This is a genomic window from Acidobacteriota bacterium, from assembly GCA_016195325.1.
GTDB lineage: Bacteria > Acidobacteriota > Polarisedimenticolia > JACPZX01 > JACPZX01 > JACPZX01.
Genome location: JACPZX010000053.1, coordinates 20437 through 28080, shown reverse-complemented (window position 1 = coordinate 28080; position 7644 = coordinate 20437). Strand labels below are relative to the sequence as shown.

Annotated in this window: 8 protein-coding genes; 1 reads left to right on the top strand and 7 read right to left on the bottom strand. The window is 69.4% G+C overall.

Annotated features, from left to right (window positions below; all coding sequences use genetic code 11):
- Positions 1-148: 148 nt before the first annotated feature.
- The 6 genes from HY049_10485 to HY049_10460 all read right to left on the bottom strand — a co-directional run bounded on the left by HY049_10485 (position 149) and on the right by HY049_10460 (position 5594).
- Positions 149-763, bottom strand: a complete 615-nt coding sequence (locus HY049_10485) for a hypothetical protein (protein ID MBI3449327.1) — start codon at positions 761-763, stop codon at positions 149-151.
- Positions 760-1071: a hypothetical protein gene (locus tag HY049_10480; GenBank protein MBI3449326.1), complete on the bottom strand. Its 312-nt coding sequence runs from the start codon at positions 1069-1071 to the stop codon at positions 760-762. The genes HY049_10485 and HY049_10480 overlap by 4 nt, the downstream gene beginning before the upstream one ends.
- Entirely contained in the window at positions 1068-1484 is a 417-nt protein-coding gene (locus tag HY049_10475) for a hypothetical protein (protein MBI3449325.1), read from the bottom strand. The genes HY049_10480 and HY049_10475 overlap by 4 nt, the downstream gene beginning before the upstream one ends.
- A complete protein-coding gene (locus HY049_10470) occupies positions 1484-1900 on the bottom strand; it encodes a hypothetical protein (protein MBI3449324.1) in 417 nt (138 codons plus the stop codon). The genes HY049_10475 and HY049_10470 overlap by 1 nt, the downstream gene beginning before the upstream one ends.
- 10 nt (positions 1901-1910) lie before the next feature.
- The gene (locus tag HY049_10465) at positions 1911-4955 is read right to left on the bottom strand and encodes a glycosyl hydrolase (protein MBI3449323.1); all 3045 of its coding nucleotides are present in this window, start codon (positions 4953-4955) and stop codon (positions 1911-1913) included.
- Positions 4956-5120: 165 nt separating this feature from the next.
- A complete protein-coding gene (locus HY049_10460) occupies positions 5121-5594 on the bottom strand; it encodes a DUF4149 domain-containing protein (protein ID MBI3449322.1) in 474 nt (157 codons plus the stop codon).
- On the opposite strand from HY049_10460, the gene HY049_10455 reads away from it, so the two are divergent.
- Positions 5571-7010, top strand: coding sequence for a DUF2723 domain-containing protein (locus tag HY049_10455; GenBank protein ID MBI3449321.1), 1440 nt, complete (start codon positions 5571-5573; stop codon positions 7008-7010). The two genes, HY049_10460 and HY049_10455, sit on opposite strands and share 24 nt — an antisense overlap.
- On the opposite strand, the gene HY049_10450 is transcribed toward HY049_10455, so the two are convergent.
- Entirely contained in the window at positions 6997-7626 is a 630-nt protein-coding gene (locus HY049_10450; protein ID MBI3449320.1) for an O-methyltransferase, read from the bottom strand. The two genes, HY049_10455 and HY049_10450, sit on opposite strands and share 14 nt — an antisense overlap.
- Between the last annotated feature and the right edge of the window lie 18 nt (positions 7627-7644).

Sequence of the window (7644 nt, the reverse complement as noted above, 5' to 3'; positions counted from 1 at the left end):
TCTGCACTCAATCATCGACGACGCTGTCGAGTTCCTGTTGAACAACGCCGCACGCGCCCATCCGAAGCGAGATCGCGTGACGGGACGCATGCGCTTCGGGCTCGAATACGTCGGTGTCAGGGCTTAAGGACTACCCTATGACCACTGACTATGGCGATCGTCGAGGGTTTCGAAATTGGATACATGTCACGAGCGCGCCAACGGTCACAAGCCCGGTTCCAATGCCGAGAGCCCAGCCGATATAGACAGCTGTGACGAGCCCCCATGGAAGTGTGGCCCACTTGTTAATCGTAGGCGCTAGTGACGGGAGTGCGGTGGGTACGAGCCAGAAAACGGCGATCACGGCTGCGGGCGTAAAAACGATAGTGTAGACGCCCCTTGATAGGAGCTTTCGCCCGAGGGCGTCGTAGGCCGCGATTGCATCGGGTTCTTCGTGACGCCGGACGAGGACTCGAAGGACTGCGCCGGCAAGGAAACCTGAGAGCGCGAATGGGAGTGGACCGAGGGCCGTCGCATCGAGCGGAGACGCGACGACGATACGCGGGCCCGCGACGAGTGCAATCACGAGCCATGAAGGGAGCCCGACAAGCGCGGCAAGGGCGGGGATGGCCACCACAAGCGTCAGGGTGACGCGCGCATCGATCCGATCGGGGTGCAGCCACAGCCACGCAATCCCGAGTCCGGCGACCAGCGCGACGACGGCGGCCAGTGACTTGGTGACGACCGACGGTGCGAGGAATAAGTGCATGCGCCTGCCGTTCATCTCGTGCTCCGTCGCCGGGGTCGCATCGCGCGCCTCGCCAACGCCCCCACCCCGGCCCCCGCGAGCGCGAACGGCACCGCCAGCAGCACCCCGAGCCCGTGCGGCAGCTCGACCAGGATCATCGGCCCCGCGACGAGCAGCGCCGACAGCCAGAAGGGGGAGATCGCCAGGGCGCCGAGCCCCGAAGCGATGAGAACCGCGCCGGCCGTGATTGCGGTGTCGTCCCAGTGCGGGCGGGTGTCGACCCACGCGATGGCGCTGCCCGCTGCGACGGCCAGGACCATCGCGACGAGCCGGCCGCGCGTCACGCGGGGCCGGTGACGTAGTCCGGCGGGGCCGACGGCCACGGATCGGCGGGATCGAGGCCTATCCACTCGAGGGCGGGGCCCAGTTCACGGAAGATGCGCACCTGCGCGGGGCTGGCGTCGGCGTAGAGCGAGAACATGCGGAGCAGGCCGAAGGCCTCGTCGGTCGGGGCGATGAAGGCCCGTCGGGCGTCCGTCCGGAACGGGTTGATCTCGGCGGTGAGGCGAACGCCGCGGCTCGTCACCCGGATCTCCGTCAGCCCCCGGAAGTCGGCGACCTGGCGCAGCGACGGATCGAACCTGGGATCGGCCCTGAGGGCGCGGGCGTGCGCGAGGATCTCGACGTCCGTGAGGACCCCCCAACCGCGGCTGAAGACGATGCCGCGGGGCGCGTCGATGATATAGGAGCCCGGCATCACGTCGCGCCGAAGATGCGATCGGGCTCGGCCGACGGCCACGGCTCGGCGGGATCGAGGCCGATCCACGCCATCGCCTGCGGGAGCTCGCGGAAGATCCGGAACTGGTCGGGGCTCGTGTCGGCGTAGAGGGAGAACATCCGCGAGATGCCGAAGGCCTCGTCGGTGACGACCACGAACGCGCGGCGCGCGTCGCGGGCGAACGGACTCGTCTCTGCGTTGCTGTGGACCCCGCGGCTCGTCAGACGGATCTCGGTCACCTCGCGAAAATCGGCGACCTGCTTCCACGACGGCTGGAATCGGGGATCCGACGCGAGAGCGTTCGAGTGCGCGAGGAGCTCGTCGTCCACCACCACGCCCCAGCCCCTGCTGAAGACGATGCCGCGCGCTGCGTCGATGAGATACGACCCCGGCATGAGCGCCTCCTCAATTGCCCGGTATCGCGACCCACGGGAGGTTGGCCTGGCGCGCGCTCTCGGCGAGGGCCGGGACGTCGCGCGCGGCGACATCTTTCCATTTCGCCAGCGCGCCGTCGAGCCGCTTCGAGAGGGAGTCGAACGCCTCGTAGATCGGGCGCGCCGGCGCGCCGTCGTCCGCCTCGACGACGTTGGCCAGATAGTAGAACTGCTCGTTCAGCATCGTCGGGAAGGCGAGCGTCCCCTCCGACGACCTGAGCTTCACCTGGATCAGAGACTCCTCAATCGGCGCCATCCGCTTCTCGAGCTCGGCCGCGGCCGCGAGGAGCGGCGAGGCGCCTTCCCCGGCCCGGTGCTTCAGGACCAGGATCTGCGCGCGCAGATCGCGGATCTGGTTGACCGCGCGATGCAGATCGGTGATGCGGGCGGAGATCTTCGAGGCGAGGTCGAACTGTTTCCTCAGATCGTCGGCGGAGGCCCGGATCCTCGGATCGGGTTTCAGGGTGAGTCGCGTCGTCTGCGTCGCACCGCCCGACGTGAGCTTCACCGTGTACGTCCCCGGCACCGCGAGGGGGCCCGGCGGTGGATTCCCCTGGTAGAAGGCTCCGGGCGTCTGCACCGGATCCGCGCACCTCAGGTCCCAGACGAAGCGGTTCAGTCCGGCGGCGGCCGGGAGCTTCGTCTCCTTCGTGACGAGGTCGGGCCACTCGGGGGGCTGCTCCTCCTTCTTCTCCTCCTTGCTTGAGAAGCGGCGGACGAGGGCGCCGCCGGCGTCGAGGATCTCGAGCGTCACCTCGCCCGCCGGGTCGCGCTTGAGGTAGTAGTCGAGGACCGCGCCACCTGGGGGGTTCGTCCCGGCGATCCGGTGCCGGTCGAAGAAGTCGGGGAGGTGGAGCCGCACGGCGTCCGCCGGCTTGAAGATCACGGCGTCGTTCCCGGTCGTCGAGGCGTCGACCTGTCGCAGCGGCGTGATGTCGTCGAGGATCCAGAACGCCCGCCCGTGGGTGGCGACGGCGAGGTCGTCCCCCTTCACGACGAGGTCGTGGACCGGCGAGAGGGGGAGGTTGAGCTGGAGCGGCTGCCACGCCGCGCCGTCGTCGAACGAGACGAACACGCCTCTCTCGGTGCCCGCGTAGAGAAGACCCTTCCGGACCGGGTCCTCGCGGACGCTCCTCACGTACGCGCCGTCGGGGATGCCGGCGGTGATCTTCGTCCACGATTTCCCGGTGTCGCCCGTCCGGTAGATGTACGGCCGGATGTCGTCGAGCTTGTGGCGATCGACGGCGACGAGCGCTTTCGCGGCGTCGTGCGGAGACGCCTCGATGACGCTGATCAGGCTCCACTCCGGGAGATCCTTCGGCGTGACGTCCAGCCAGTGGACCCCGCCGTCGGCGGTGACGTGGACGAGCCCGTCGTCGCTTCCCGCCCAGATCAGCCCTTTCTGCTTCGGGGATTCGGCGACGGCGAAGAGGGTGTCGTAGTACTCGACGCTCGTGATGTCCAACGTGAGCGGGCCCCCCGAGGGCTTCTGGCGGCCCCTGTCGTTCCGCGTCAGGTCGGGGGAGATCGCCGACCAGCTCATGCCGCGATCGGTGCTCTTGAAGAGGACCTCGCCCGCGGCGTAGAGCGTGTCGGGATCGTGCGGCGAGAGGAGGACGGGAAACGTCCACTGGAAGCGGTGATCGAAGTCCTCGGCGCCGTGCCCCGAGCGATCGATCGGGACGGGGGAGACGACCTGCGCGTTCCGCGTCCTCCGATCGAAGCGCGTGACGTCGCCCCCCTCCGTGCCGCCGTAGACGACGTCGGCGTCACGCGGATCCGGCGCGAGGTAGCCGCTCTCGCCCGCGCCGATCGGGTACCAGTCCTCGCGCCCGATCGAGCCGTCGTCGCTCGCGCTCGCGATCGCCACGGTGGAGTTGTCCTGCTGCGCGCCGTAGAGATGGTAGGGGAACTCGTTGTCGGCGATCACGTGGTAGAACTGCGCCGTCGGCTGGTTCTCCTGCGTCGTCCAGCTCTTCCCGCCGTCGATCGAGATGGTCGCGCCGCCGTCGTTCCCGTTGATGAGGCGATCGGGATTCTTCGGGTCGATCCAGAGGCCGTGGTGATCGCCGTGGGGGGCGGGGAGGAGCGAGAAGGTCTTGCCGCCGTCGATCGAGCGGAAGAGGCCGGTGTTCAGGATGTAGACCGCCTCGGGGTTCCTCGGATCGGCGAAGACGTGGGTGAAGTACCAGGCGCGCTGGCGGAAGCGGCCGTCCTCGTTGACGCGCGCCCACGAGTCGCCGCCGTCGTCGGAGCGGTAGAGCCCCCCCGCCTCCGCCTCGATCAGCGCATAGACGCGGGAGGAGTCGCCGCCCGACACCGACACGCCGATCCGGCCGAGGATCCCCTTCGGGAGGCCGTGCCCGTCGAGGCGCGTCCACGTCGCCCCCGCGTCGACGGATCGGTACAGGCCGCTCCCCGGCCCGCCGCTCGAGAGGCTGTAGGGGTTTCTCACCACCTCCCACATCGCGGCGAAGAGGGTGCTCGGGTTCGTGGGGTCGAAGACGACGTCGATCGCGCCGGTGCGGTCGTCCTTGAAGAGGATCTTCTGCCAGCTCTTCCCGCCGTCCGTCGTCTTGAAGACGCCGCGCTCCGCGTTCGGGGCGAAGGCGTGGCCGAGGGCCGCGACGTACGCCACGTCGGGGTCTCGGGGATCGACGATGATGTTCCCGATCTGGCGCGTGTCCCTCAGCCCCACGTTCTTCCACGTGCGGCCGCCGTCGATCGATCTGTAGACGCCGTCTCCGTACGTGACGTTGCCGCGGATGCATCCCTCTCCCGTGCCGACGTACAGGACGTTCGGGTTCGAGTCGGCGACCGCGATCGCCCCGATGTTCGAGAAGGGCTCGCGGTCGGTGAGGGGAGTCCAGTTCTGCCCGCCGTCGACGGTGCGCCACACGCCGCCGGCGACGCCGCCGAAGTAATAGGTGTCGGGCTCGCCGGGGACGCCGGCCACCGCGATGACGCGCCCTCCGCGGTGCGGGCCCACGAGGCGCCACTTCATCCCTTTGAACATTTCGTCGCCGATTGGGACGGCGCGGGCGGGGGAAGCGAGCGCGAGGAGAGCGAGGGTCAGGCTGAGGACACGCAGGGCGGTTCGCATCGGTTCGTCACCTCCGGTCAGAGTGGGCGCATCTTAACCTACGCCGCGCCGCGCGGATCGTTTCGCGGCCGCCGGCATTCAGCGCCGATCGAAGGCGCGAAGAGCCAGCATCGCGGCCCCCGAGATCATGGCCGCGAGGTAGGCGAGGTTGCTCGCGATGTGCATCGCGAGGAACCGGCTCCGGTCGTCGCCGGTGAGGCCGGCGCCGTCGCCCGCATGCGCGCCGGCGATCCAGATCGCGCTCATGCGGGGGGTGAGGTAGAGGGCCGCGGCGGCGCACGAGGCGGCGATGACCAGCGCGAGGACGAGGGAGACGCGCCGGGCGCCGCCCGGCCGCTCGGCTCCGTGAAGGGCGATCCTCGCGCCGAGTAGAATGGCGGCGAGCGCGAGGGACGAGGGTCCGATCCTGCCGAAGATGGCGACGCCGACCTGCCCCGCGATCTCGCGGCTCGGCGCGCGATCGAAGAGCATGTCGACCGCGACGAAGACGCCGGCGAGTCCGCCGGTGAGGAACGCGAGGGAGAGATCGTGGAGCGCGGCGACGAGTCGCATCGGAAGGCCCCCGGGTCGACGAGCGGGGGAGTATGGCAGACGAAGCCGTACCTCGTCGTCCTCGCGGTCGCCGCCGTCTACCTCGTCTTCCCCTCGAGCCGCTTCAACGCCGACGGGCTCCACTACAACCTTCTCGGCTTCATGTCGGTCCACGATCCGGGCGTCCTGCTGCGCGACGAGGCGGTCCCCGCGCACCTCCTCTGGCACCTCCTGACGTCGGCGATCCTCGCCGTGGTCCGCCCCGGGACGCCGGAGGCGTCGCTGTACGTCCTCCGCCTCGTGAACATCCTTCTCGCCCTCGGCGCGATCGCGATCTTCGCGCGGCTCGTCCGATCGATCGCGGGCGCGTCGGCGGCGATGTGGGCGACGCTCGTCCTCGCGTTCAGCCAGGCGTGCCTCGAGAACTTTCTGTCGGTTGAGGTCTACGCGCTCAACACGCTCGTCCTCGTCGCGCTCTACGCCGCGGCCCGGCGCGTCCTCGTCAAGGCGCCCGCGGAGCAGGGAGGGCGCGATCTCCTCGCCATCTCCCTTCTCTGCGCGCTGGCGGTCCTGACGCACCTCGCGAACATCGTCCTGGTCCCGGCCGTCGGCGTCGCGTTTTTGATGCGCGATCGGCGGCGGGGGGTGTGGCACGGGTTGCTCTTCGGGGTGGGGGTGGGTGGCGTGCTCGTCGCGGCGATCTCGGGGATCGCGATGGCGCGCTCGATCGATCTGCCGGCCGCCTTCGCATACTTCTTCAACTACTCAGGGAAGACGGGGACGTACCTGACCCCCGATCGCCTCGGAAACCTTTCCGCGGCGACGCGGAGCCTGGGCGCGGCGGTCCTCGGGCGTTTCGGGGTGTGGGGCGCGATCCCCGCGGCGATCTTCCTCGTGCACGCGGTGAGGCACCGTCGGCGCCTCGTCGGCGATCTCTTCATCGGATTGCTCCTCGCGTGCGTCGCGATCGCGGGCGCCTTCCTCAGCCAGTGGGATCCGGAGAACACCGAGCACAAGATCGCGCTCATCCTTCCGCTTCTGCTCCTCGTGGCCTCGATCCACGCGAGGATCGGCGCTCCGCTCGGCAAGTGGGCGCGGGCGGGCGCCGCGGCCTTCGCGATCATCGTCGTCGTCGCGGGGTTCGTCGACGGGATCCTCCCGTTCACGCGCCTGGAGGAGGACCCCCTCTTCACCCTGTCGTCTCAGATCCACGATCGCACCACGTCCCCCGACGTCCTCGTCGTCGGCCTCGCCTCGGCAAGTACGGGCCACGCGGTGACGCTCGAGTCGATGACCTTCTTCGGGCAGCGCGTCGCGGTGCTGAGCCGCGAGGACGCAGAGTTCGACGGGAGGCTTCGGGACTACCAGACGCGCGGGTTTGCGATCGTGAGCTACGCGAGCGGGCGCGTGGGTGAATTGGAGGTCAGGAGACCCTGAGGCTCACGGTGACGCCGTCCCGGATCGGCACGAGCGTCGTGACGAAGTCCCCGGCCTCACGGAGCCGCCGCGTCAGCTCGACGATCCCCTTCGTGTCGGGGTCCTCGGCCGGGCCGAGGACGCGCCCGCTCCACAGCATGTTGTCGCAGATGAAGAGCCCGCCGACGCGAAGCCTCTCGCGCACGAGAGGGAGGACGTCGGGATACCCCTCCTTGTCGATGTCGTTGAAGACGACGTCGAAGGCGCCCGTCGCGCGGCCGAGGATCTCCCGCGCGTCGCCAACCTCGAACTTCACGCGCGCGGCGAGCCCGGCGCGCCTCAGGAAGTCCCGGGCCTGCATCGAGTTCCCGAGCGAGCCGTCGGTGTGGGTCACCTCGCCGCCGTCTCCCACTGCGCGCGCGAACCACCAGGTCGAGTAGCCGAACCCCGATCCGCACTCGAAGACGCGTCGGGCGCCCACCGAGCGGGCGAGAACGTGGCACATCTGTCCCACGGCGGGCCCGATGATCGGGAAGCGCTGCGCCGCGGCGAGGCGCTCCATCTCCGTGCGGACCTCGTCGGCCGGGTCGGCGAGGCCCCTCACGTACTCGTCGATTTTCGGATGCGTGATGTCCATGTCACATGGCCTTCGCGG

What these genes read in the sequence shown, in the direction of transcription:
- HY049_10450 (MBI3449320.1), bottom strand. Translation starts at nt 7,626, where the DNA reads ATGGACATCACGCATCCGAAAATCGACGAGTACGTGAGGGGCCTCGCC.
- HY049_10465 (MBI3449323.1), bottom strand. Translation starts at nt 4,955, where the DNA reads ATGTTCAAAGGGATGAAGTGGCGCCTCGTGGGCCCGCACCGCGGAGGG.
- HY049_10460 (MBI3449322.1), bottom strand. Translation starts at nt 5,594, where the DNA reads ATGCGACTCGTCGCCGCGCTCCACGATCTCTCCCTCGCGTTCCTCACC.
- HY049_10485 (MBI3449327.1), bottom strand. Translation starts at nt 763, where the DNA reads ATGAACGGCAGGCGCATGCACTTATTCCTCGCACCGTCGGTCGTCACC.
- HY049_10475 (MBI3449325.1), bottom strand. Translation starts at nt 1,484, where the DNA reads ATGCCGGGCTCCTATATCATCGACGCGCCCCGCGGCATCGTCTTCAGC.
- HY049_10470 (MBI3449324.1), bottom strand. Translation starts at nt 1,900, where the DNA reads ATGCCGGGGTCGTATCTCATCGACGCAGCGCGCGGCATCGTCTTCAGC.